The organism is Streptomyces sp. NPDC087300 (genome assembly GCF_044744425.1).
GTDB lineage: Bacteria > Actinomycetota > Actinomycetes > Streptomycetales > Streptomycetaceae > Streptomyces.
Map to the genome: position 1 here is coordinate 184,768 of NZ_JBIUYI010000001.1, position 24,674 is coordinate 209,441.

Annotated in this window: 19 protein-coding genes; 14 read left to right on the top strand and 5 right to left on the bottom strand. The window is 73.5% G+C overall.

The genetic code is table 11. The features are described from left to right. The first annotated feature begins 512 nt into the window (after positions 1–512). Together ACIO9J_RS00730 and ACIO9J_RS00735 are read left to right on the top strand one after the other, a co-directional pair. Positions 513–2,678, top strand: a complete 2,166-nt coding sequence (locus ACIO9J_RS00730; RefSeq protein WP_401990322.1) for a tetratricopeptide repeat protein — start codon at positions 513–515, stop codon at positions 2,676–2,678. 57 nt (positions 2,679–2,735) lie between these two features. Beyond that, on the top strand, positions 2,736–3,623 hold the full coding sequence (locus ACIO9J_RS00735; protein WP_401990325.1) for an alpha/beta fold hydrolase: 888 nt from the start codon (positions 2,736–2,738) through the stop codon (positions 3,621–3,623). A 34-nt stretch (positions 3,624–3,657) separates the two neighbouring features. Here the strand turns inward: ACIO9J_RS00735 and ACIO9J_RS00740 are convergent, their stop codons facing one another. Next, positions 3,658–4,434, bottom strand: a complete 777-nt coding sequence (locus ACIO9J_RS00740; protein ID WP_401990328.1) for a response regulator transcription factor — start codon at positions 4,432–4,434, stop codon at positions 3,658–3,660. A gap of 181 nt (positions 4,435–4,615) precedes the next feature. Between ACIO9J_RS00740 and ACIO9J_RS00745 the strand changes: the two genes are divergently transcribed. The 8 genes from ACIO9J_RS00745 to ACIO9J_RS00780 all read left to right on the top strand — a co-directional run bounded on the left by ACIO9J_RS00745 (position 4,616) and on the right by ACIO9J_RS00780 (position 14,901). Next, entirely contained in the window at positions 4,616–5,530 is a 915-nt protein-coding gene (locus ACIO9J_RS00745) for a thiopeptide-type bacteriocin biosynthesis protein (protein WP_401990331.1), read from the top strand. Beyond that, on the top strand, positions 5,527–8,133 hold the full coding sequence (locus tag ACIO9J_RS00750) for a lantibiotic dehydratase (protein WP_401990334.1): 2,607 nt from the start codon (positions 5,527–5,529) through the stop codon (positions 8,131–8,133). Before ACIO9J_RS00745 ends, ACIO9J_RS00750 begins: the two co-directional genes overlap by 4 nt. Before the next feature lie 80 nt (positions 8,134–8,213). After that, positions 8,214–8,399: a hypothetical protein gene (locus tag ACIO9J_RS00755; protein WP_401990336.1), complete on the top strand. Its 186-nt coding sequence runs from the start codon at positions 8,214–8,216 to the stop codon at positions 8,397–8,399. A gap of 37 nt (positions 8,400–8,436) precedes the next feature. Next, positions 8,437–8,640: a hypothetical protein gene (locus tag ACIO9J_RS00760; RefSeq protein WP_401990339.1), complete on the top strand. Its 204-nt coding sequence runs from the start codon at positions 8,437–8,439 to the stop codon at positions 8,638–8,640. A 295-nt stretch (positions 8,641–8,935) separates the two neighbouring features. Further along, positions 8,936–10,135: a lanthionine synthetase LanC family protein gene (locus tag ACIO9J_RS00765; RefSeq protein ID WP_401990342.1), complete on the top strand. Its 1,200-nt coding sequence runs from the start codon at positions 8,936–8,938 to the stop codon at positions 10,133–10,135. Positions 10,136–10,140: 5 nt separating this feature from the next. Beyond that, positions 10,141–12,036 (top strand): ABC transporter ATP-binding protein, encoded by a 1,896-nt coding sequence (locus ACIO9J_RS00770; RefSeq protein WP_401990344.1) that lies wholly within the window; start codon positions 10,141–10,143, stop codon positions 12,034–12,036. Then, the gene (locus ACIO9J_RS00775) at positions 12,029–13,870 is read left to right on the top strand and encodes an ATP-binding cassette domain-containing protein (RefSeq protein WP_401990347.1); all 1,842 of its coding nucleotides are present in this window, start codon (positions 12,029–12,031) and stop codon (positions 13,868–13,870) included. The genes ACIO9J_RS00770 and ACIO9J_RS00775 overlap by 8 nt, the downstream gene beginning before the upstream one ends. Before the next feature lie 149 nt (positions 13,871–14,019). Then, positions 14,020–14,901 carry an SGNH/GDSL hydrolase family protein gene (locus tag ACIO9J_RS00780; RefSeq protein WP_401990350.1) on the top strand — a complete coding sequence of 294 codons (882 nt, stop codon included), beginning with the start codon at positions 14,020–14,022 and terminating at the stop codon, positions 14,899–14,901. Positions 14,902–14,930: 29 nt separating this feature from the next. On the opposite strand, the gene ACIO9J_RS00785 is transcribed toward ACIO9J_RS00780, so the two are convergent. From ACIO9J_RS00785 to ACIO9J_RS00795, 3 genes are all read right to left on the bottom strand, one after another. Beyond that, positions 14,931–16,511 (bottom strand): PTS ascorbate transporter subunit IIC, encoded by a 1,581-nt coding sequence (locus ACIO9J_RS00785; RefSeq protein ID WP_401990353.1) that lies wholly within the window; start codon positions 16,509–16,511, stop codon positions 14,931–14,933. Between the two features lie 28 nt (positions 16,512–16,539). Next, on the bottom strand, positions 16,540–17,319 hold the full coding sequence (locus ACIO9J_RS00790; protein WP_401990356.1) for a PTS sugar transporter subunit IIA: 780 nt from the start codon (positions 17,317–17,319) through the stop codon (positions 16,540–16,542). A gap of 67 nt (positions 17,320–17,386) precedes the next feature. After that, positions 17,387–17,734, bottom strand: a complete 348-nt coding sequence (locus ACIO9J_RS00795; RefSeq protein ID WP_401990358.1) for a YceI family protein — start codon at positions 17,732–17,734, stop codon at positions 17,387–17,389. Between the two features lie 353 nt (positions 17,735–18,087). Here ACIO9J_RS00795 and ACIO9J_RS00800 point away from each other — a divergent pair, with 353 nt between their 5' ends. From ACIO9J_RS00800 to ACIO9J_RS00815, 4 genes are all read left to right on the top strand, one after another. Beyond that, positions 18,088–19,092: a DUF3048 domain-containing protein gene (locus ACIO9J_RS00800; protein ID WP_401990361.1), complete on the top strand. Its 1,005-nt coding sequence runs from the start codon at positions 18,088–18,090 to the stop codon at positions 19,090–19,092. A gap of 78 nt (positions 19,093–19,170) precedes the next feature. Then, complete coding sequence (locus ACIO9J_RS00805) at positions 19,171–19,578, top strand: MerR family transcriptional regulator (protein ID WP_401990364.1); 408 nt, start codon at positions 19,171–19,173, stop codon at positions 19,576–19,578. A 25-nt stretch (positions 19,579–19,603) separates the two neighbouring features. Next, entirely contained in the window at positions 19,604–20,620 is a 1,017-nt protein-coding gene (locus ACIO9J_RS00810) for a zinc-binding dehydrogenase (protein WP_401990367.1), read from the top strand. A 204-nt stretch (positions 20,621–20,824) separates the two neighbouring features. Next, positions 20,825–23,839, top strand: a complete 3,015-nt coding sequence (locus tag ACIO9J_RS00815) for an NACHT domain-containing protein (RefSeq protein WP_401990370.1) — start codon at positions 20,825–20,827, stop codon at positions 23,837–23,839. Here ACIO9J_RS00815 and ACIO9J_RS00820 read toward each other — a convergent pair. Further along, entirely contained in the window at positions 23,823–24,638 is an 816-nt protein-coding gene (locus tag ACIO9J_RS00820) for an NAD(P)H-binding protein (RefSeq protein ID WP_401990372.1), read from the bottom strand. The two genes, ACIO9J_RS00815 and ACIO9J_RS00820, sit on opposite strands and share 17 nt — an antisense overlap. Positions 24,639–24,674 lie beyond the last annotated feature (36 nt).

Here is a 24,674-nt window from a genome sequence, read left to right on the forward strand (position 1 = left end):
GGATACGAGTGACGAGGCCCGCGCGTTCAGCGGTTCCGGTATTTCCGGCAGCAATTTCCGCACGGGGCACGTCATGGAGGTCGTCGGTCCGGTCGCCCCGGGGAATCCGGGGGTCGCGCCCCCATGCCGCGCCGAGCCGCACCCCACCACTGTTGCGGCGGGTGGACCTCTCCCGGAGGCCACCACGACAGCGCGGCCCTTCGTGTAACGGCACGTCGAGGCGGCGCGATCCAGGAAAGAGAAGGGACTCCCGTCATGAAGCTGATCACTCCGTACCGTCCGGGCAGCACGATCCGGCTCAGCTCGTACGCCGCGTACGTCCTGCCCCTGGGGTGACCGGGGCGCCGGGCGCCGCGGCGGGCCCCGGCACCCCGTCCCTCACGGCAGGCGACGTACGCACACGCAATCCCATCCGTCTCTCGGGGGCGGAACTCGGCGTCACGATTCACATCGGCATCACGATTCACATCGGAACAGATCTGCTCAGGACAGATCGGGACAGGACCAGCGGGATGAGCACGACGAGCGCACACCTGTGGCTCACCGGACCGGAACCGGCACACCTGCCAGCGCCGGGCGCCACGCCGGATACGAGGCCGGGCCCGAGGCCCGCTCCACGGCCGGAGCCGGGAGCGGAACCGGAGCCGGAGCCGGAGCCGGACTTCACGGTCGACTGCCATCGGCGGCTGCGCGGCCCCTACACCGGAGCGGGGAGTCTGCTGCGCGCCCTGCTCCCCCATGTCCGCCGGGAACAGCCGGAGTTGCCGGACCGGCACCGCGTGGAGATCCACGCGGTCGCGCCCGAGCTGCGCGCCCTGGTCGCCCCGCCGCCCGCGACGCTCGCCGACCGCGCGAGCGCCGCCGAACGGACCCGGCTGCATCCGCGCACCCGCACCCGGCGCCTGGCGCACGGCATCGTGGAGCTGCTCCTCGCGTACGCCTCGGCACCGGGCCGCACACGGCCGCTGGTCCTGGACTTCACCCGCGTCTGCGAGGCCGATCCGACCGACCAGGAGTTCCTCGCGCTGCTGCTGCGCCGCGCCGAACCGGACCGGATCACCGTCTTCGTCCACACGCGCGACGGCGAACCGGACTGTTTCGACGAGGAGTTGGCGGCCACACTGCTCCGGCACACGCGGCGCCGGGCCCTGCCCGCCGTCGCCCCCCGTCGTTTTCGACACCGCACTCATCCGTACGCCCTGGTGCGCGCCTTCGTCGCGAGCGACGGCACCTCGGTGGATCCCGCCGAGTCGGCCGCGTACGAGAGGGCGGACGCGCACGTCCGCGCGCGCCTGCACGACGCGCGGGCCGCCGAGCTCCGCTCGCTGGTGGAGCAGGGGGAGTTCACGCTCGGGCTCGGCGCCCTCCCCTACCACCTGGAGCGTGGCAGCGACCCCGCGGCGGCCGCCCCGGTGCTCACGGCCGCCGCCGAGCACGCGCTCACGACGGGCTGCTACCCCGCACTGCTCGACCTCGCCCGGCGCGCGCAGGCCGTCACGCCAAACGACGCGCCGCTGAGCACGCATCTCGCCCTGCACACCGAACTCACCACGGCGCTGGCCCTGTCGGGTGACACGGACGAGGCGGAACGGCTGCACTTACGGATGCGCGAGCGTCATCCCGACCCACTGGTGCGGCTGCTCACCGGCTACGCCCTGGCCATGCTGCACACCCGCTTCCACCCCGCCGAGCGCCGCGACCTCGGCGCCGCGAAAGCCCTGCTCACCCACACGGTCGCGCTCGCCTCCCGACTGCCCGATCCCGAACAGCGCGCCTTCCACACCACGTTCCAGGAGAACGCCCTCGCCCTCACCGAGCTGCGCCTGGGCCATCCTGCCGCGGCGCTGCGCCTGATCGAGGGCGGACTCGACAGGATGCGGCGCCACCTCCCCGACGACGCGCACCTGTTGCACCGCTCGGTGCTGCTGCGCAACCGGGCCGAGGTGCACACCGCGCTCGGGCGGCCCGACCTGGCGCTCGCCGACCACGACACCGTCGTCGCGATGGATCCGCACCACCCGGAGCACTACTTCGACCGGGCCGACGTCCGGCGCCACCTCGGCGACCCGGCGGGGGCGCTCGCCGACTACGACCGGGCGATCGAACTGGCGCCGCCGCACTGGGAGTTGCACTTCAACCGCGCCGACCTGCGCCTGGAGTCGGGCGACCTCGCGGGGGCGCTGGCCGATCTGCGCCGCGCCGCCGCGCTGGAGCCGGACCGGGCCGACATCCGGGCGAGCCTGGTCGGGACGCTGCTCAGGGCCGGGGACCTGTCGGACGCACGGGTGCAGGTGACCGAGGGGCTGCGCCACCGTCCCGACGACGCGCACCTGCTCTGCGCGCGGGGCCTGATCGCGCAGCGCGAGGGCGCCGACGCCTCGGCGCGTGCGGACTTCGACCGGGCGCTGGCCGTCGCCCCGCACCTGGTCGGCGCGCTCGCGGGCCGCGCCACGCTGGCCCACGCCGCGGGCGACGACCGCGCGGCCGTCGCCGACCTCACCCGGGCCATCGCCCTGGAGCCCGCCGACCCCGACCTGCTCTACAACCGCGGCTACGCCCACCAGCAGGCGGGCCGCCCGTCCGCCGCCCGCGCCGACTACGCGGCGGCGCTCCTGCTGCCCGGCGCGGACGTGGCGGGCCTGCGGGAACGGATCGAGGAGTGCGACCGAAGGCCGTGATCCCCGCCGCCGGGGAATCCAGGTGCGGACGCGCGGAGAATGCTGGACACTCCGGACATGCCGATCATCGAATCCTCGCCCGGAGTGTCCCTCGCCCATGAGACCTTCGGCGCTCCCGACGATCCGGCCGTCCTGCTCGTCGCGGGCTTCAGCGCCCAGCTGATCTCCTGGCACGAGGACTTCTGCCGCGCCCTCGCGGCCCGCGGGCGCTACGTGATCAGGTACGACAACCGCGACTGCGGCCTGTCCACCAAGTTCGACGAGCACCCGGTCGACATGGGCCGGTTCATCGCCACCGTGAGCGCGGGGGACATCCCCGCCGCCCTGGCGATGGTGCCCTACTCGCTGCGGGACATGGCCGACGACGGCTTCGGCCTGCTCGGTGCGCTCGGCATCGAACGGGCCCACGTGGTCGGCTCCTCGATGGGCGGCATGATCGCCCAGACGATGGCCATCGCCGATCCCGCGCGGGTGCTCACCCTGACGTCGATGATGTCCTCGACCGGCGAGCCCGGGTACGGCGGGTCCAGCCCCGAGGCGCAGGCGGTCCTCCTCGGCCCCAGGCCCGCCGACCGCGAGGGGTACGTCGCGGCGGCCGAGCGGGACATGGTGTGTGCCTCCAAGCGGTACGGGGACCCGGTGGCGCTGCGCGACCTCGCCGCCGCGAGCTACGACCGCGCGCACCACCCGGCCGGTGTCGGGCGGCAGATCGGCGCGATGGTCCTGGGCGGCTCACGCGCCGAGGCCCTGCGCGAGCTGCGCGTGCCGACCCTGGTGATCCACGGCCTGGACGACACCCTGATCGACCCGAGCGGCGGCGAGCGCACCGCCGAGCTGGTGCCCGGCGCGGGACTCCTGCTGATCCCCGACATGGGCCACGACCGCCCCAGGGAACTCTGGCCCGAGATCATCGACGCCCTGGTCGCCCACACCGACCGGACCTGATCCGGCGCCTCGCCCGCGCGGCACGGACATCGCCTCAGACGCCGGGCAGCAGCCCGACGTCCCGCGCGTGCAGCACGGTGGCGAGGCGGTCGGCGGTACCGAGCTTGCGGTACACGTTCTCCAGGTGCTTGTGCGCGGTGCGGGGCGAGATGCCGAGTCTGCGGCCGATGGTGTCGGCGGTCAGGGACTGCGCGAGCAGCGTGAGGACCACCGTCTCGCGCGGCGTGAGGCCGTACTCGGCCGCCCGGTCGAGGGTGTCCTCGGGGCTGTCGCCCGGAGCCGGCGGTGGCAGGCGGCTTGCGTGGGACATGTGCTCGACGACGGCCGCGAGCAGCGGCTGGACACGGCGGGCGACCTCCAGATCGCGCTCGCCGTACAGCTCACCCGGTCTGCCCAGCATGATCAGATGGCTCGCTCCCCGGGGCGCGGGCAGCGGCAGCGCCATCTGGTGGTCCGCCTCGAACGCCCCCTCGAAGGTGTGTCGTGCCGACTCGTCGGGCCAGGGCGGCGCGCCCTGCGGCTGCCGGTCGGTGAGCGGCGACCTGTCCCCCGTGCGCCGGTAGTGGCGCACCAGCGGATGCTCGTGCAGGGACTGGTCGAGGGCGCACATTCTCGGGTCCACCGGGGCCGAGGGCGGCGGACAGGGCACGGGCGTGTCCGGCCAGCCCCGCGAGGCGAACAGCACCTTCGCCGGGCTGTCCAGGACATCGCCAAGCTCGGCCCTGACGAGCTCCCAGGGCAGCGTGGCCTGGCGGCTGTTGAGGATGGCGACGGTCAGGTCGAGCACCCGTTGGTAGTCGTGTGCGGACATGCAGGTCACGGAAAGCCCCCTCCCTCCGCATCTCCGGATTAGAGGAGCGGGCCCCGGCCTGTCAAGCACCGGTGCGGCCCGCCCGCTACGCAGAGGTACGCATATCGCCCGCGAGGTGCTCGACGGCACGCTGACAGGGCGGCCGGAAGAGCGCCGCGTTCCGTCTCACGGGGGTGAGGGCATGGACGAGATCGGCTGTCTGCGCACGCCGGACATCGTGACACCGGTCGTACGGCGCCACCCCGGCGCCTGGCTGCACTTCGGGGTGACGCCGGCGCGGCGCGGACAACGGCAGCTCTACGCCGAACTGCACGCCCTGACACGGGAGTTGCTCGCCGACGGCCGGGTGCAGGAGTTCTTCTTCCTGCACAAGCACCCCGGGCTCCGGGTGCGCTGGCAGGCGGCCCCGCCGCACCGCGCCGACGTCGAGGGCCTGGTGCGGCAGCGGCTGGTGGCCTGGCAGCAGGAGGGCCTGGTCGAGGCGTGGCACGCCGGCGTGTACGAGCCGGAGGAGTACCTGTTCGGCGGTCCGGTCTCGATGCGCAGCGTCCACCGGGTCTTCACCGCCGACTCGCTGGCCTGGCTCGGCTTCCACAGCGAGCCGCACGACGGCCACGCCGGGCGGGAGGACGCGGGAGTCCGCCCGGCGTGGGCCATGTCGCTCCTGATGGTGCGCGCGCTCCTCGACGCGTTGGAGGTCGTCGGCTGGGAGGACCTCGACGTGTGGGACCGGCTGCGCCGCCAGACGGGGCGCCGGTACGCGGCCGATCTGCGCACGGCGGGCACGGCGGGCCCCGCGGCGCAGGTCGGCCGCATCGAGGCCGCGCTCCGTGCCGCGTGGGCGGACCCGGGGTCCCTGGCCGCCGCGCTGCCCGACACCGCGCGGCGGCACGCCGAGGAGTACCGGGTGACCGTGGCGCGCACCGGGGAACAGTGGCTGCGCACGTACTTCACCGCGGGTGACGCGCTCATCGGACCGCGGGAGGCCGCCGCGTTCGTCATCGTCTTCCACTGGAACCGGGCGGGCCTCTCCGTGCTGCGCCAGACGCTCATCGCGGAGGCGCTGACGGCGCGCCCCGGAGGGGAGGCACGGTGACCGCGCACGAGACACGGGAACCGTACGAACCGTACGCGCCGTGCGAGCCGGAGCGGCCCCAGGACGACACGGTGCTGCTGCGTACGGCGGGCCTGCCGATGCGGCTGTGGTGCGCGGGCGGTTCCCCCGGCCTGTTCCGGCTCGTCGCCGAACTGGAGCGCACCGAGAGCGACTTCGCCCGGATGAGCGCGCGCCTCGCCGACGTCGTCGGCGCGGTCCTGGTCCCCGACCCGGCCCTCACGGTGCCCGAGCGCCGCCTCGCGCTCTCCGCACGGCGACGGCTGCACCGCGGCAGGCCCCTCCCTGACGCGGACCACCGGCGGCTCGTCGCCGTCGCCCGACGCGTGGCGCCCGGGGGCTCCCTGGCCGAGGTGCTCACGGGCGCCCACGCGTCGGCGACCGGGCTGCGGCACGCCAGGCTCGCGGTCGCGCGCCGGTACGAGGAGGAGAAGCGCCGGCTGGCCCCGGCGGGCCATACGCTCCTGTCAGGTTCCCCCGTCGGCGACCGCGCCCTGCGCGACGGCACACTGCCGGTCGGTGCCGAGATCGCCGAACGACTCGCCGCGGGACGTCCCTGGACGGACCGTCAGATGCGCAAGCGCGCGGACTACCTGTGGCGGATGATCGCCCGCGGCGCGGTGAAGGTGACCCCGCGCGGCTGGCTGGGCCAGGTGGCCGTGGTGAGCGTGACGGACGGTCAGGCCCCGCCTGTCCGCCCGCTCACGCTCACCGACGAGGTGGCCACGGACTGGACGGAGAACATTCAGGAGGGGGCGGGGGCGTTCGCGACGGACCCGCGAGGACCGGCTGACACGCGAGGCCCGGCGGACACGTCGGCGTCGGCCGATACCGACGGCACCCCGGCCACCGCTCGCGCGGAGAACGCTCGCACGGAGAACGGGAGCCCCGCGCACCCACTCCCCCTGACCCCCACGACCCGCGTCTCCTTCAACCCGTTCCTGCACGTAACGGCCGACCGCCTGAAGGCCCTCGCGCTGGAGACCGGCACCGACACCCTCCTCACGCCCGTCAGCATCCGGCGCACGCCACTCGTACGCCGCCTGCACGAGGCGCTCAGCGGCGGCGCGCTGTCCCTCGGCGAACTGGAGGCCCTGCTCGCCCCGCCCGTCGGCGACGGCATCCGGCCCGACGTCCTGCGTGAATTCCTGCTGCGGCTCGGAGAGTTGGGCGTGCTGCAACTGCGGCGGCCGGCACGGCAACGGCGGTCCGGGTGGCACGGTCCGGGCACGGATGCCGGGGAGGCCGCGTCGCCGGAGCGCGTCGACGGCGGCTATCTGGACGTCTACCGCCGCACCACGGACACGCTGCGCGCCACCCATCTGACGGTCCTGCGCGCGGCGATCGGGCAGGCCCTTCGGCTGCACGCGCTGATCGACGACGACGCGGCGCCAGGTCAGGACCGGAGCGCGCCCGCGTTCCTGTCCGGGCGGGACCGTCCTGTCCTCGACATCCTGCGCGACCGCATCACCGCCCAGGGCGACGCCCCGCTGAGCCCGCACGTCCCCGCCGCCGAGTGGCCCGAGCCCCGCTCGCCCGGGTCGGGGTACGCCAGGCTCGTCGACTGGCTCGACAGCCGCATCGACGCCGCGCCGGACGCCCGTGCCATCGACATCGACGCCGCGGTGCTCGACCGCTTCGGAGCCCCGCAGGTGCGTCCGGACTGGCCGCTCGACTGCCTCGTACGACCGTTGCCCGGCCGCCGTTGGGTGCTGGACATCGTCGCTCCCGCCGGGGTCTACGACGCCCGTTTCATCGGCGCCCTGGAACGGCTGCACGGACCGCTGCCGCACGTGGACGCCTACCGCGACTTCCTGCGGCGCCTGGACCGCGAGAGCGGTGTGCCCTCCGTCGAACTGCTCTTCCCCGCCCTGTCGCGGCTCGCCGCCAACGCCGTCCGCAGGCCGCTCTACACGGGTGCGTGGACGGGCGATCCGGATCTGCCGGGGTACTGCGAGGGGGCGCACGGCGGCCATCCGCGCTTCGTGCCGCTGGACGAACTCAGCGCCCGGTGGACGGGCGGCCGGGTCGTGATCAGTGACCGTGCCGGGCCCGTCCGCCCGCTCTACCACTCGGCCCGCAACGCGCCGCGCCCCTGGGACCAGGTGGCATCCCTGCTGCTGCGCGGCTCGCCGCAGCACGCCGCCCGGCGCCGCAGGCTCCGGCACTCCCTGACGGCGCTGCCCAAGCGGGACCACGTGCCCCGGATCACCGTCGCGGGGTCGCTCGTCCTTTCCGCCGCCCAGTGGCGGCTGCCCGTCACCGCGCTGCCCCTGAGGGGCGCCGCCGAACTGGACAGGGCCGGGCAACTGACGCGGCTGCGCACCCGGACGGGGCTGCCGCGCTGGGCCTTCCTCTCGGCGGCGCCCGGCGCGGACTCGCCGCTGCCGTGCGACCTGGCGAGCCTGCACGCACTGTCCGTACTGGAGCGGACGGGCGACCTCGCCTTCGCGGCGGGCGTCCCCGCCGTGGTGGCCGAGGAGATGCTCCCGTCCCCGGCCGAACTGACCGTCGCCGACCTCGCCGATCCCCAGGGCGGTCCCGTGGCCGCGGAGCTGATGGTCCGCATCCCCCGGTCCACGTGACCCACGCCCCCTCGATCGCTGTCACGCGCACACCGGTGGCAGCTCCCCGACCCCGCTCACAGTGAAGGGAGGTGAAGGTGATGGACGGTGAGATGACCGCCGCCGACACGTACGCCGTCGACGAGCTCGACGACGTCGGCGCACTGATCGAGCAGCTGGAGACCCAGTTCGACGATTCGCAGCTGCTCACGGTCGGCATCGTGGGCACGACCCAGGGATGCACCCAGGTCGGTGGCTGCACGGGCAGTTGTCCGTGCACCCAGTAAGCACGTGGTTCCCGATGGCAGAAGGGAGGTGACAGCAATGGACAACATGACGAACAGCATCGAGGGCCTCGTGCCCAAGACCATGGACAGCCTGGACAACGTGGACGACGTGGACGCGCTCATCGAGCAGTTGGAGACCCAGTTCGACGAGTCGCGGCTTCTCGCGGTCGGCATCATAGGCACCACTCAGGGGTGCACCGCCGCCACCAAGTGCACCGGCTCCTGCCCGTGCAACCAGTAACGACAAGGTGACTTGTCCTTCCAGGCCGGGGTGACCCGTCGGCCCACGCCGGAGTGGCCGTCCGTACCTCCCCACCCCGCCCACCGCGGGCCGTCGGAGCCGCTCATGCCTGCGGCGCCGGCGGCCCGTTCCCTTTCGCCGACCGGGCGACACGTCGACTGATCGTCTCTTCGACCTCTCAACCTCTCGACTTCGCGCTCTCTCCATCTCTCGACTTCTCCACCTCGCGATTCATCGACTCCGCGATCCGGCCCACTCCTTCAGCCCGTACGCCACCACGAAAGGCAGCCGCCCGATGGCCACCACCCACCGTGTCCCGTCCCCGCCCCCCGGTACGTCGCGTGCCGCCGCCACCTCCGCCCGCGTCCTGACGACCTTCGCGGAGCTCGCCCCGATGGGTGCGCGGGGCGCGGAGTACAGCGTCGACTTCGGCCCCGCCGTCCTCGCCGCGCTCAGCGCCGCGACCGCGAGCCCCGGGCAACCGCCGCCCCCTCCCGCGACGCGCGCCGTGGCGGCCTGGCTGCGGCAGTTGCGGCAGGGCTGCACCCACCCGGGCCTGTTCGGCTGGGGTCTGGGCGGCTATCTGCTCGGCCTGCGCACCGCGACCACCGCCTGGCCGGGACTCGGCGGGCTCGCGGGCACCGCCTTCAGGGAACTCGCCGCCTGTACGGGGAGGTGGCGTACGGAGGGGCTCGCCTGGAACGACTACGACCTGGTGACGGGGGCGGCGGGCAGCCTGCTCGCCCTCGCCACGGACCCGGCGTGCACCCGGCAGGACCTCGCGTACGCGGTGGGACACCTCACCACACTCTGCGCGGACGCCGATCTGCGGCGGCTGCGGGTGGGCCGGTACAAGGACGAGGAGATGCGCGGCTGGAACCACGGCCGCGTCAACTCCGGTGCGGCGCACGGCGCGGCCGGGGTGGCCGTCGCCCTGTGCAGGGCCGCCGACGCGACCGGCCTCACGGACGACATCGCCGCGTCCCTGGACCGTCTGGCGTCCTGGTATCTGAAGCGGTACGAGACGGGCACCCGCTCCGTCGTCGTCTGGCCGCCCGCCGGGGACATGACGCATCTGCCGAGCCGCCCCCTGACGTGGTGCTACGGCACACCGGGCATCGCCTGGGCGCTCTGGGAGACCGGCCGGGTCCTCGACGACGCGCCGCTGCGCGAGTTCGCGCTGCACAGCGCGAACTCGTTCCTGAACGGCTACGACGAGACGGCCGACCGGCCCGACCTGAGCCTCTGTCACGGGCTGTCCGGTCTCGCCCTGGTGTGCGACGCCTTCGACCGGCACGCGGGCCTCACCAGGGCCGCCGAGCTGCGCGACCGGCTCGTCGAACGTCTCCACGAGCGGCTCGACGAGGTGACGGACCTGGCGTCGGACGACGGCACCTTGCTGACCGGCGCCACCGGGGCCTGCGCCGCGCTGCTCACCCTGGAGTCCGGGGCGTCCTGCGACCGGTCCTGGCTGGCCGCGTTCGGACTGCGGTGAGGGAGATGACCGGGACACCAGGGATATCGGGGATACCGGGGATACCGGGGACACGAGGAGAACCGGGAACCACGCGCACCGGGCGCGCCCGGTCCGCCGCCCCGGTACCGGCCCTCCTGCGCCTGCTCCCCCGGGCCTCCCTGCCGCTCACCGCCGTGCTCACCGCGCTCGCGCTGCTCGACGCCGCGCTGGCGCCCGCGCTGATGCTGAGCGTCGGTGTCCTGGTGGGGCGGCTGCCCGATGCGGGTGCCGGGCTCGGTTCGGCCGCCGGGCACGGTGTCCTGACCGCGTTCGCCGTGCTGTGCGGCGTCTACGTGGCCGGTCTCCTCGTGGAACCCGCCGTCCAGACCGTCGCGGGACGGCTCGGCAGGCGGGTCTCCGCGCGTACCGCGCAGCTCCTCCTGCACGGGTCGCTGCGCCCCGCGGGGATCGCCGCCCTGGACGATCCCTCGGTGGCCGACCGGCTCACCCTCGCGCAGGGGCAGGGCACCGGGATGCTGCCGGTCGCGCGGGCGGTGAGCGCGCTGCCCGCGCTGTTCTCGGCGCGGGCGGCGGGGGCGACGTCGGCCGTGCTGTTGCTCGGCTTCCACTGGTGGGCGCCGCTGCCGCTGCTCGCCGCCTGGACGGTGTCGGGCGTCTGGCGGGACAGGGAGGTGCGGCGCGCGGTGGACGTGCAGGCGGGTTCGACGACGGAGCTGCGGCGTGCCGAGTATCTGCGCGCGGTGGCGCTCGACGGCGGAGCCGCCAAGGAGATCCGGGTGTTCGGGCTCGCGCCGTGGCTGGTGGACCGGTTCACCCAGGCGTGGCTGGCGGGGGTGGGCAGGCTCGGCGCGGACCGGCGCGGGGCGGTGGCCCGTGACGTGGTCGCGGGTGTGCTGCTCGTCGCCGCGCACGCCGCGGTCCTGGTGCCGCTGGCCGTCGAGTCCGCGCACGGCGGGGTCGGGGTGGCCCGCACGACCGTGTATCTCCAGGCCGTCGTCGGCACCGCGGCGCTCGGCTGGCTGGGCGATCTGCGGTGGACGCTGGCCAAGGCGAGCTCCGCCGTGCCGCCCGCTCTGGAGGTGGCCGCGCTCGCCGAGCGGGACACGGTGGTCAGCGGTCCGCTTCCCGCGGCCGGTCTGCCCGCGTCCGGGATCCGTTTCGAGGGGACGGTGTTCGCCTATCCGGGCAGCCGCCGGCCGGTGTTCGACGCGCTGGACCTGTGGCTGCCCGCGGGCGGTTCGCTCGCCGTGGTCGGCGCCAACGGCGCGGGCAAGACCACCCTCGTCAAGCTCCTCGCCCGGCTCTACGACCCCACGGCGGGGCGCGTCACCGTGGACGGCACGGATCTGCGCGACCTGGACGTGGCCGCCTGGCGTCACCAACTCGCCGTCGTGTTCCAGGACTTCGTCCGCTACGAGCTTGCCGCGCGGGACAACGTCGGCTTCGGCGCGGTGCGCGCGCCACAGGACGACGAGGCCCTCGCGCGCGCCGCCCGCCTGGCCGGTCTGGACCCGGCCCTCGCCGCGCTCCCGAACGGCTGGGACACACCGCTGTCGCGCCGCTTCACCGACGGCACCGACCTGTCGGGCGGCCAGTGGCAGCGGCTCGCGCTGGCCCGCGCGCTGTACGCGGTGGAGCACGGGGCGCGCGTCCTGGTCCTCGACGAGCCCACCGCCCACCTGGACGTGCGGGCCGAGGCCGATCTGTACGAGCGGTTCCTCGATCTCACCAGGGGTCTGACCACCGTGCTGATCTCCCACCGGTTCGCGACCGTGCGGCTCGCCGACCGCATCTGCTACGTCGAGGGCGGCCGCGTCGTCGAACAGGGCGCCCACGACGAACTCATCGCCCAGGACGGCCGCTACGCACGGGCCTTCGCCCTGCAGAGCGCCGCGTACGCCGGAGGAACGCATGCGTGAGGCACGAGAGTCCCGGCCCGCACCGGCGGAACCCGGGCGCGGGCCGTTCGTCCCCGCGCGGGCCGCCGCACTTCTGATCGCCGCCGCGTTCCGCGCCGACGCCCGAAGGGCGCTGCTCGTCCTGGTGCTCGCCCCGGTCGTCGGCGGCTGCGGGGTCGTCAGCGGGCTCGCCATCCGCTCGGCAACCGACGCCGCGCTGCGTCACGACATCGGGGCGGCCCTGACGGCGGCCGCGCTGCTCGTCGCCGCGGTCGTCACGACGTACTCGGCGGGCGCGGTCGTGTCCGTCCTGCGCATCCACCTCCAGCAGCGTGTGGGGCTGCTCTTGGACCGCGGGCTCATGGAGCTGACCGGCGGCATCCCCACGCTCACCCCTCACGAACACCCCGACTACCTGGACCGCATGGAGCTGCTACGCACCCACCGCGGCGAGCTGGGCGGGGCCTTCGGCGCCCTGGTGGAGAACCTGCGGGCGCTGTTCGGCCTCGGCACCACCCTGGCGCTGCTCGTCACGGTCCATCCCGCGCTGCTCGCGCTGCCGCTCTTCGCCCTGCCCACCGTCGTCGCGGCCCACCGCGGGAACGTCCTGATCGGCCGCGCCGAGAGCGCCACGGCCGAGCAGGAACGGCTGCGCCGCACCCTCCTCGAACTGTCCTGTTCCCCCGCGGCCGCCCGCGAGATCCGCGTCTACGGCCTGGCCGACGAACTCACCCGGCGCCACGACGCCCTCCAGGACACCGTCCGGCGCGGCCGCGACCGGGCCGACGCACGGGCCGCGATGTGGTCGGGCGGCGGCTGGCTGGTCTTCGCCGTCGGCTATCTGGGCGGCACCCTGCTCTCCCTGGCCGCGGTGGCACGGGGCGAGGGCAGCCCCGGCGACGTGGTCCTGACCCTGGTCCTGGGCGCCCAACTCCTGGGTTCCGTCTCGGGGTTGGTCGCGCTCGGCTCCTGGCTCCAGCACGCCCTGCGCGCCGCGGGCCACTTCCTCTGGCTCTCCGACCACGCGGCTCTGCCGGAGCATTCCCCCGTCCGGCCGGCCACCGGATCGGCGCCACCACCGCGCCCCGGGGCCGAACTCGTCCTGGATCACGTGTCGTTCACCTACCCGGGCGCACCACGTCCCGTCCTGAGCGACGTGTGCCTGCGTATTCCCCCGGGCACGGTCGTGGCGCTCGTCGGCGAGAACGGCGCGGGCAAGACCACCCTGGTCAAGCTCCTGTGCCGCCTGTACGAGCCGACTTCGGGCACCATCTCGTACGGCGGCGAGGACATCGCCACCCTGGACGTGCGCGCCTGGCGGCAGGCCCTCACGGCGTGCTTCCAGGACTTCCAGCGCTTCGAGCTGACCCTGCGCACGGCCGTCGGCATCGGCGACCTGCCGCGCGCCGACGCGCCGGGCGCGGTGGCGGGGGCCCTCGCCAGGGGCGGCGGCGCGGGGCTTCCCGGGCGGCTGCCCCAGGGCCTCGACACCCAGCTCGGCCCCACCTACCCCGGCGGTGTCGACCTGTCGACAGGGCAGTGGCAGAAGACCGCGATGAGCCGTACGACGATGCGGGAGCGGCCCGCGCTGCTGGTCCTCGACGAACCGACGGCGAGCCTGGACGCGGCGTCCGAGCACGAGCTGTTCGGCCGCTTCACCGCCGCGGCCCGCACCTCCCCCGAGCCGCCCGTCACCGTCCTCGTCTCGCACCGCTTCGCGACGGTGCGCGCGGCCGACCTGATCGTGGTGCTCGACGGCGCGGGCGTCCACGAGGTGGGAGGCCACCGGGAGTTGATGGCGCGCGACGGGCTCTACGCGGAGCTGTACCGCCTCGGCACGCGCGGGAACTCCTGACCGGAGTCGCGCCGTCGCGACCCGCTTGTCACTCCAATGCCAATTCCTGTCACGAGGACACGCATCTCCGGGCGTAGTGAGCGGTCCAAGGGTGAACTACGGTGCCGGGCCCCGGATCCCTTTCCGATCCCGCCCGGAGGAGAACGCTCATGCGGATGCCCGCACAGCATCGCGCCGCGGCGGCGGCCGTGGCCGCCGTCTCGCTCGCCGCTCTCGGCCTCGGCGCGGCACCGGCCGCCGCCGGGACGGCCGACCCCCTGCGCTACGTGGCCCTCGGCGACAGCTACAGCGCGGGATCGGGCGTACTGCCCCTCGACCCCGGCGCTCCCCTGCTCTGCGCCCGCACCTCGAAGAACTACCCGCATCTCCTGGCCGCCTCGCTCGGCGCCACGCTCAAGGACGTGACCTGCGGCGGCGCCCAGACCAAGGACTTCACCCAGGCCCAGTACCCGGGCGTCGCCCCGCAGTTCGACGCGCTGAGCGCCGACACCGATCTGGTGACGCTCACCATCGGCGGCAACGACAACAGCACCTTCATCAACGCGATCCTCGCCTGCGGCAGCGCGGGCGTCGCCACGGGCGGCCAGGGCAGCCCCTGCAAGACCCTCTACGGCAACACCTTCAAGGACCAGGTCGAGACGAAGACCTATCCGGCGATCAGGTCGGCGCTGAACCAGATCAAGGCCAGATCGCCGAAGGCGAAGGTCGCGATCCTTGGCTATCCGTGGATCACCCCGGCGAAGGCGGTGCCCGGCTGCTTCCTGAAGATGCCCATCGCGCAGGGCGACGTCCCCTATCTCCGCGACCTCCAGGCCACCCTGAACGGCGCGGCCCAGCGGGCCGCGGCCGAGACCGGCGCGACCTTCGTCGACATGGCGCAGGCCTCCGACGCGCACGACGCCTGCCGTCCGGCGAACGAGCGGTGGATCGAGCCCGTCCTGTTCGGCACCAACTTCGTGCCCGTGCACCCGAACGCCGCTGGCGAGGCGGGCATGGCCGCGCGGACCTCCGAGGTCCTCAGCCTGCGCTGACGAGGTCCTCGGCCTGCGCTGACCCCGGCTCAGCCCCTGTCGTCGCCCGGCGGCGGGGGCGGTGTCGGTGCCCCGCGCGGCGGCGCGATCTTCGCGTACGTCACCGGGGCGCCGTCCGCCGTGGCGCTCGCGGCCGCCGGGGTGAGCGCCTCGGCGGGCGGCAGCAGCGCGTCGCGCCGGGCACCGGGGTCCCAGCCGGTCTCCACGACCCGCTTCTGCACGACGATCGCGCCGAGCAGGATGGCCGCGCCGATCAGCAGCATCAGGACGATGCCGACCGCGTCGCCCGCCTTCGCCGAGTAGCCGATGAGCGTGCCGAACCAGCCGAAGTCCGCGTCGCCGAAGGTGGTGTTCTCGTCGCCGAACGCGCCGAGGACCTTGAGGAGCAGCGCGGGCAGGAACGTGATCAGGACGCCGTTGACGAACGCGCCGAGCGCCGCACCGCGCCGGCCGCCCGTCGCGTTGCCGTAGACGCCCGCGGCGCCACCGGTGAAGAAGTGCGGTACGAGGCCGGGCAGGACGAGCGCGAGCCCGAAGGCCGGGTGGAAGACCCAGGCGAGCAGTCCGAGGCTGATCAGGCCGCCGACGAAGCTGGAGATGAAGCCGATGAGGACGGCGTTCTGGGCGTACGGGAAGACGATCGGGGCGTCCAGGGAGGGCACGGCGCCGGGCACGAGCTTGCGCGCGATGCCCTGGAAGGCGGGGACGAGCTCGCCGAGGATCGTCCGGACGCCGAAGAGGATCACGGCGACCGCGATGCCGAACTGCAACCCCTGCATGACGGACTGCATGACGTAGTCGCCGACGCCGGTCGCGCCCGCCGCGCCGCCCTCGCCGAACGCCTTGAACGCCGCTTCCTTGCCGACCTTGGCCAGGAAGACGAGCGACATGATCAGGTAGATGAGGACCATGGACAGCGCCGTGGCGACCATCGAGTCGCGCAGGAAGCGCAGCCCTTCGGGCAGGTTCATCTCCTCGGTGCTGCGGCTGCGGCGGCCGACGAGTTGTCCGGTGGCACCGGCCGCGATGTATCCGGCCGTGCCGAAGTGGCCGATCGCGACGCTGTCGTTGCCGGTGACGCGCTTGGTCCAGGGGTGCGCGAAGGCCGGCATGGCGACGAGCAGGATGCCGAGCAGCACGCCGCCGACCACGACGACGATCCACGAGGGCTGGCCCGCGATGGCCAGGACCATGGTCAGCAGCGTGGCCATGAACAGCATGTGGTGACCGGTCAGGAAGACGTAGCGCAGCGGCGTGAAGCGGGCCAGGAGGAGGCTGATGGCGAAGCCGAGGATCATCAGCCAGGCGACGCGGGCGCCGTACTGCTCCTGCGCGATGCCGACGATGGCCTCGTTGGTGGGGATCACGCCGTGCGCACCGGTGGCGCCCTGGATCATCTCGCCGAGCGGGGCGAGGGCGCCGACGACGAGGGTGGCGCCCGCCCCGATGAGCAGGAAGCCGAGCGTCGCCTTGATGGCGCCGCCGACGACCTGTCCCGCCGACTTCTTCAGGGCGATGAGGCCGGCGGCGGTGATGAGGCCGATGAGGTAGGCGGGTTGGCTGAGGATCTCGTTGACGAGAAACTCCGCGATCGACACGAGCCAGTCCATGGTGGTGTTCTTCTCCTTGCCCGTGCCGTCAGACGTCGTAGGTGTCTCTGAGCACGCGGTCGGCCTCGGCCGCGCTGGTGAAGTCCTCGACGACCTTCACCGGTACGCCGACGTCGCCGAGCGTCCGCGCGATCTCCCGTGAGGTGAGGATGGCGACGGCCTCGTTCGCCTTGCCCTTGGCCGAGATGGTGTCGGTGGCCTCGACGGTGACGTATCTGCCCCAGCCCCAGTGGTCCAGGACGCCCTCGACGGTCTGTTTGAGGAAGAGGCTGGTGCCGACGCCGTTGCCGCACACGGTCAGGATCTTGTGCAGGTCGCCGCCGCCGCGTGCCGCCGCCCGCTTCGGCGCCGCGGGCTCCTGACCGCCCTTCAGGATGTCGTGCACCGCCTGCGCGGTGGGTGCGTCGCGCAGCGCGCGTGCCGTGTCCGGGTCGGCGAGCAGCCGGGCGAGCGCGCCCATCGCCGCGGTGTGTTCGGAGGCGTCCTTGGCGGCGAGGCCCACGACCAGCTCGACGGGGTCGTTGCTCTCGTGCCCGAACGCGACGGGCCTGGCCAGGCGCACCCAGGACATGCCGGTCTCCAGGACGGCGGGCGAGGGTCTGGCGTGCGCGAAGGCGAGTCCGGGCGCGATGACGATGTAGGGCCCGTTCTGCTCGACGTTCTCGATCATCTCGGCGGTGTACGTATCCGTGGCGGCGCCCGTCGCGACCATCAGGTCACCGGCGCGCCGCACGGCCTCGCGCCAGTCGGCGGCGGGGGCGTCGACGGCCACGGCCGCCACGGGGAGGAGTTCGCTGAGCGCTGCCATGCCGATGATTCTCGCGGACGCACGGCGCTCGGCACTTCCTGGGCGCCGTTCGGGGGCCCGGACCCGTTCAGCGGGTCGCGTGGACGTCCAGCTCGATCCGGAGCCGGCGGCCCGTCATGCCCTTGGCCGTGGTGATGCCGAGCGCGTACCGGTCGACGGTCGCCGTGCCCCGGACGGTCAGCCGTCGCGCGTCGACGGTGACCGTTTCGATGCCGACCTCGACGGGCGCGCCGACCCCGCGGACCGTCAACTCTCCTTCCAGTACGGCACTTTGGCCCGTGTACCGGATGCGGTGGCCGTGGAAGACGATCTCGGGGTGCGCGGCCGCGTCGATGACGTACGTACCGGCCCCCGGCACGTCCAGTGTCCCTGTCTTCGGTGTCTTCGGTGTCTTCGGTGTCTTCGGTGCGTCCATGGCTGCCACGCCCTCCCCGTCCCCGGGGCGACCGGCTGCCGCGGCGGCCGCTGCCGCCGTCCCCGCTCCGGTGCCCGCCGCTCATCCTGGCCCCGCGCGCGCGGTCGGCGGCAGATCCGCATGCCCCCTTTCCGCCGGGAAAAATGTCACCGCGGCCGGGGGCCGGGCCACGCGCCGTGCCCCGGAAAGAGTGACGCGCGCCGGTTGGATGGCCCCAGTGGTGATTGGCGGGTGGCCTTCGCGAGGTAGTACTGCGCCTGCCGCACCGCGGCGACGACAGGTTCCCCGCAAGGCCCCGTCCGGACCCGTAGACACCGGCCGGGCCCCGTACGGACACGAATGGAGACGCCGCGATGGCAGCGACGACAAGACGGGCCGCCCGCAGCACCCGGCTCCGGGCGACGGTACTCGCGCTGGCCGCGACGGCCGCGCTCGCCGTGGGTGCCCCCTCCCACGCGACCGCCCCCGTGGCCGCCCCGGCGGACGGAGAGGGCGCACCACACCGGGCCACCTCCCCGTTCACCGGCCTGGCGGCGGCTCAGGGCCGGGTCCTCGCGGTCAAGTTCGACAACGCGCGCGGCGCCCGCCCGCACACCGGGCTCGACCAGGCGGACATCGTCTACGTCGAGAAGGTCGAGGGCGGCATGAGCCGTCTGATGGGCGTGTTCTCCGGCAAGCTGCCCACGACGGTCGGCCCCGTGCGCAGCGCGCGCGAGTCCGACATCGAGCTGCTCCGCCAGTTCGGCCGCCCCGCCCTCGCCTACTCGGGGGTGCGCCACTCGTTGCAGAAGGTGCTCAAGAAGTCCCCGCTCTACGCCCGCCCGCACGGCAGCGTGCCCGGCGCCTACTTCCGCAACGGCTACCGCACCGCCCCGCACAACCTCTTCCTGCGCCCCGCGGCCCTGCTGCGCACGGCGCCCCACGCCAGCCGCCCCGCCGACATCGGCTTCCGCTTCGGCCCGGCCCCCGCGGGCGGCACCCGCACCGACCGGCGCACCGTCACCTACCCGTCGGCCAGCCACTCCTTCCGCTGGTCCGCCCGGCAGGGCCGCTGGCTGGCGTCCTTCGACGGCTCCCCGGCGCGCAGCACGTCCGGGAAGCGGCTCGGCGCGAAGACCATCGTGATCCAGCACGTCACCATGCGCCCCTCGCGCTACAAGGACGTCAACGGCGCGGTGACGCCGTACATCGAGACGGTCGGCAGCGGCAAGGCGACGGTGCTGCGCGACGGCAAGGCCTACGCCACGCGCTGGAAGCGGTCGTCGGCGACCGGCGGCACGTCCTTCACCCTGGCCGACGGCCACCGGATGCCGTTCGCGCCGGGGCAGGTGTGGATGGTGTACGCGGACCGGCGCTGACCATTCGCCGGAGCGGGTTCACCGCCGCGCCCCGGGCGCGGCGGAAGATCCCCGGCCGCACGGGCGTTGTCCTCGGACATGAGGATCGGTGAGGCTTCCCGGGCCAGCGGCGTGAGCGCGCGGTCGTTGCGGTACTACGAGGACGAGGGCCTGATCGTGCCCGGCCGGTGCGGCAACGGCTACCGCGACTACTGCCCGACCACCCTCCACCGCGTCCAAGTCGTGCGCTCGCTGCTGGAGTCCGGGTTGCCCGTGCGGCTGATCAGGGAGGTCCTGCCGCACACCGGGGCCGGTGCCGCCGCCGGACCGGACGACGTGTGCGCCGAGTTCCTGCACGAGGTACGGAACTACCGCGACCGGCTCGCCGCGCGGATCGCCGGTCTCAGCGAACAGCAGGCCGCATTGGACGCCTACCTTCGCGCGGCCGACGAGGGCGGTACGCGACCTCAAGAGCCTTCGGCTGCCCGCGACTTGACCTTGCCGTAGATGTGAAGCTCTTACCGTCCGGTGCATGAAGACCGACGGACAGCAGCAGAACAGCACGCAATCGGTACGCGCCCTCGTCCAGACCTCGCACGACGGCCCCGAGGACCTGACGCTCGGCACCCGGCCCCTTCCCACCCCTGGGCCGGGCGAGTACCTGGTCCGGGTCGGCGCGGCGGGCGTCAACTTCGCCGACGTCACCCAGAGCCACGGCGCCTACGGCGGCGGGCCGCGGGCGCCCTACGTGGCGGGGTTCGAGGCCGCGGGCGAGATAGTGGGCGCCGGTCCTGGCATCGACGCTCAACTGCCGCCGGGCACCCACGTCGTCGGCACCGGCCCCGGCGCCTTCGCGCAGTACATGACGATGCCCGCCACGGGCGTCGTCCCCGTACCGGCCGGGTGGAGCGACGCGCAGGCGCTCGGCCTGGTCCTGAACTGGGCCACCGCCCTTGCGGCGTTGAAGCCCCTGGGCGAGGTCGCGCCGGGTGAGGTGGTGCTGGTGCACGCCGCCGCCGGAGGCGTGGGGCAGGCAGCCGTCCGGCTCGCCCGTCACTACGGCGCGCGCGTGATCGCCACCGCGTCACCGGCCAAGCACGACGTCGTCGAGGCGCTCGGTGCCGACGTGGTCCTGGACGGCCGGCGCCCCGATCTGGCCGCGGAGATCACCCGTCTCACCGGCGGTGTCGACCTGGTCCTCGAATCGGTGGGCCGGGCCACCTTCGACGTCAGCCTCTCGGTGGCCAGGCCCTTCACCGGCCGCCTCGTCGTGTTCGGTGCCGCTTCCGGTGACGCGCACCTCAGCACCCACGACTTGATCTTCACCCACCGGGTCCAGATCAAGGGCCTGCACATCGGAGCCCTCGCGGAGGCGGCCCCCGCCGTCTACCGCTCACTGCTCGACGAACTCGACGCGCTCATCGCCCAGGGCGTGTACCCGCCCGGCACGCCCCTGATCCGCCCACTGGCCGAAGGCCCCGCGGTGCTGCGGGACCTCGAAGCGGGCCTGACCCACGGCAAGCTCGCCCTCGACCCCTGGGCCTTTTGACGCGCCCGCTCGGGACCGGCGAGGCGATCCATGAATTCGACAAGTTGAGCCAGCGCAAAGGCAGTTCGCGGGCACTCCGCTCGTGCCACGCTGACACTCCTGGAGAGTGCACGGCCATGACGGTCTTGGGGGGGCGCTGTGGGACCACGCAGACTGCTGTCGTACGGAGACGCGTTGGTGCTGCTCGGCGGGGACCCTCCCGCCATGGCTGCGCTGGACCGGGTGCTCGGCGGCGCGCTCGACCTGGCGACCGGCGGCCTGAGCAGCGGGGTGCTCGGCATGCTCAACGAGCGCGGGAGCGTCCTGAGCCTCGGCCGCACTGCCGCTCAAGGTCTGGGCGAGCGGCTGGGGCGCACCGAGGGGCGGGCCGACCGGGCCCAGGTCCTGGACGCGGCCCACACCGTCATCGTGGTGATCGCCTTCTTCGAGGCCCTGGAGCAGGCGGAACTGCCCGTATCCCTGGACGACTTGGAGATCACCCGCCGGGAGCAGATCGTCCTCGCGGGCGGTCGGCTCCCGTCGGACGAGGGGTTCGTGCACGCCCTGGTCCGGGTGGACGCGCCGCGTCCGGCGCCGCACCTCCCCTACGAGGAACACCTCGCCGCGCTCCGCGACTGGTACCGGCATCTGGCGTCCCGCGTGCACGACTTCCTCCAGGGCCTCGCCGTCTGGGACCGGTTGAACGACACCCGCCGCCAGGAGGCGGCGGAGACCGTGCGCGGGTCGGTGCCCCGGCACGCCGTCGAGCTGTACGAAGCCCTATACGCCCGGCTCGCCGCCGAAGCGCCCGAATTCCGTTTCTGGTCCGACCAGATGGAGCACCAGGCCACCCGCGCCGAGCTGCGCCGCGCCCTCGCCGGACTGGAGACGCTGCTCGCCGCTTCCGCCGCGCTGCACCGGCGGCCGGTGGACATCGCCGCGGCCCTGGCTCGGGCGCACCGCTCGGCGCTGACCCGCCGCGTCCTGGACGCCGATTCGACCCCGGAGGGCATACAGGTCCCCACCTTGGCCGAGGTGTATCTGGACCCGGACTTCCGCGTGCACGCCGTGGACGGGCAGAGCAGCCCGGCGAACGAGGAGTGGTGGGCGCGGACTCCGGTGCGCGAGGACCTCACGGACTACCTGGCCGGTGCGCTGACCTCGGAGGGGTTCACGACGGCCCCGCTGCTGGTGCTCGGGCAGCCGGGCGCGGGCAAGTCCGTGCTGGTGCGCATCCTCGCGGCGCGGCTGCCCACCGCGGGGTTCCTGCCGGTGCGGGTGGCGCTGCGAGACGTACGCGCGGACGACGAGATCCAGGACCAGATCGAGCAGGCCATCCGTGATGACACCGGCGAGAAGACCACCTGGCCGGAGGTGGTGCGGTCGGCGGGCTCCGCCATGCCGGTCATCCTGCTCGACGGGTTCGACGAGTTGCTCCAGACCACGGGGGTGCACCAGAACGACTTCCTGGTCCGGGTGGCCCGTTTCCAGGAGAGGGAGCGGGAGCAGGGACGCCCGGTCATCGCCGTCGTCACGAGCCGTACCGCCGTGGCCGACCGCACACGCTATCCGGAAGGCACGGTCGCCCTGCGCCTCGAACCCTTCAGGCCCGTGCAGATCCAGGCGTGGCTGCACTACTGGAACCTGGCCAACGCCCTGAACTTCGCGGCCATGGGCCTGTCCCCGCTCACCTGGGAGGAGATCGAACCGCACGGGTACCTGGCCGAGCAGCCCCTCCTCTTGACGATGCTCGCGCTGTACCACGCGGCGGGGAGCGACCTGCGCGGCGCCGACGAACGCCCGCTGGGCGAGGCCGACATCTACGAGGCGCTCCTCAGCTCGTTCGCCCGCCGCGAGGTGGGCAAGGACGCCAGGGAGACGGCGTCGGCCACCCAGCTGGACGAGTGCGTCGAACAGGAGCTGGAGCGGCTCTCGCTGGTCGCCTTCGCGATGCACAACCGACGACGCCAGTGGGTCTCGACCGCCGAACTCGACGACGATCTGGCGGCGCTCCTGGGCCGGGCCGCCCCCGCGCGGCAGTCCGGGTTCCGCGCACCGCTGGGACAGGCCGAAGTCGCCCTGGGCCGCTTCTTCTTCGTCCAGCGCGCCCAGTCGATCCGCGACGGGCAGCGCCTGTCCACCTACGCGTTCCTGCACGCCACGTTCGGCGAGTACCTGACGGTCCGCCTCACCGTGCAGCTCGTGACGCGGCTCCTCGGCCACCGGCCCGTCCTGTCGATGGGCAGCGAACCCGTCAACGACGACCTGCTGTTCGCCCTGCTGTCCTTCGCGCCGCTCTCCTCACGGCAGTTGCTGCGGTTCGCGCGGGCCCGCGTCGAGCGGCTCTCCGAGGCTGAGCGGGAGAGCCTGGCCCAACTCGTCGTGCGCGTGCTCGGCGAACGTGAACTCCGCGCCGACCAGCCTCATCCGGCGTACCTCCCCCGGCGGACCCGTGCCGCATCCCGGCACGGGATCTACAGCGCGAACCTCGTGGTACTCACACTGCTCCTGACCGGTGGCACGAGCGCCGGTGCCCTCTTCCCTTCGTCGAGCGATCCGGGCAGTGCGTGGCACCGGCACGCTCTCCTGTGGCGGTCGTCCTTCGAGGAGTCGCAGTGGACCGACTTCGCGCTGCCGCTGGTCGTGCGGCACACGCGCGACGGCCGACGGCGCGATGTGGAGATCATGCTCAGGGAAGGCGAGTTGACCGCTCCAGAGCTCGTGGACGGCCATTGGCTCTACCGCGTCCCCCGGGAGGACAAGGACGTCTTCTGGTACCGCCCCTATTGGGAAGAGATCTGGCACAAGATGGACGTCTCGTCCGGGACGAACGACGGCTCCGCCCTTCAGGCGCTGCGTCCGCTCTTCGACCACCTGGGGCCGCTGATCACCTTCTTCAACGGCGGCGGGACCCAGCAGGCCACCTCCGCGGCGCACGATCTGCTGCGGTTGATGCTGGCGGACTCGCACCAGATACCCAAGGAGGAGATCTATGTTCTGTACACCCGGGTCGGCATGGTCTTCAACATCCTCGTCCCGGGTGACGCGGTCACCGAGCGCCTCACTTCGCTGCTGCTCCCCCTGCTCGCGCGCGACTTGCCCCGACTGAGCCCGGTGGAGGCCCAGGCGCTCATCGGTTCGCTGTCCTACGAGGCCGGCACGGCGTTCGCGGACCAGGTCCTCCGCCACATCGAGGTCCACGCTCCCGACCTGCACGAGCGCCTCATTCTCGACCGCTGACCGCCCGCGCGTACGCCTCCACCGCCGACCGCGGCGCCCGCCCCAGCAACGCGCGCAGCGCGTTCTCCCCGACCGACGTCCCGTCCATGAACCCCCCGGCGATCGCCGAGTACGTGCTGAGCAGCATCGGCACCTGGAAGGGCAGCGCCTCGCCCGCTCCGGCGATCGCGGCGCGGGTCTCGCCGAGTGCGCCCGGTTCGTAGGTGCCGCCGAGCGCCGCCGCCAGGTCCGCGCCGCCCAGGGCCTGCTCGCCGACGAGTTCGTAGGTGCGGCCCGCGTGTGCGTCCGGCGCGGTCGCGACCCGTACGGCCACCTCCGCGAGGTCCTCGCGGGCCACCGCGGCGAGGCGGCCGGTGCCCAGCGGTGCGGCGATCGTCCCGTCCGGGCCCGGCGCGGCGATCGCGGCCAGGAACTCGGCGTACAGGCCGTTGCGCAGCACGGTCCAGTTCAGTGCGGACGCGCGCAGTCTTCGCTCGGTCCAGCGGTGGGCGAGGGCGTACGTCAGGTGGTCGCCGTCACCGCTGAGGCTGGTGTAGACGAGGTGGCGCACCCCCGCCTTCTCCGCGGCGGATATCGCGGCCTCGTGGCGGGCGGCGACGACGTCGTCCTCCGCGGCGCCCGCGGAGATCATCAGGAGCGTGTCGACGCCGCTGAAGTCGAGGGCCTCCGGGTCGTCGAAGTCGATGCGGCGCTCTCCGGGCGCCGGGTTCCTGGTGCCGAGTACGACGTCGTCACGGTCGGCGAGGCGGGCGGTGACGAGCTGTCCGAGGGCGCCCGTGGCGCCGGTGATCATGAGCATGGGAAGGTTCCTCCGTGGTCGGTGGTTGCGCCGTGG